Source organism: Paraburkholderia sp. SIMBA_053 (genome assembly GCF_046534895.1).
Taxonomy (GTDB): domain Bacteria; phylum Pseudomonadota; class Gammaproteobacteria; order Burkholderiales; family Burkholderiaceae; genus Paraburkholderia; species Paraburkholderia caledonica.
The window spans coordinates 1-284 of record NZ_JAWRXU010000471.1 but is presented as its reverse complement, the minus strand read 5'-3'; the positions used below and the strand labels follow the sequence as shown (position 1 = coordinate 284).

Sequence of the window (284 nt, the reverse complement as noted above, 5' to 3'; positions counted from 1 at the left end):
AGTTCAGCCGGCTTCACGCCCGGCACGTTGACGACCGGCACCACGCCGCCCACCACCGTCGGGAACTGGAACAGGCCGTCTTTCGCGAGTTCGTCGTCCTTCAGCGGAGCGTCGGAACCGGCGAAATCGACCGTCTTGGCGATGATCTGCTTCACGCCGCCCGACGAGCCGATGCCCTGGTAGTTAACCTTGCCGCCGCCGGACTTCTGATAGGCGTCGGCCCACTTCGTGTAGATCGGTGCTGCGAAGGTGCTGCCCGCGCCGGTGATGTCTGCTGCGTTTGC

General features: G+C 65.1%; 1 protein-coding gene. It reads right to left on the bottom strand.

All coding sequences use genetic code 11. The features are described 5' to 3' along the window. Nucleotides 1-284, bottom strand: a 284-nt coding sequence (locus SB753_RS36470; RefSeq protein ID WP_410804978.1) for a substrate-binding domain-containing protein, incomplete at both ends; no start/stop codon positions are given.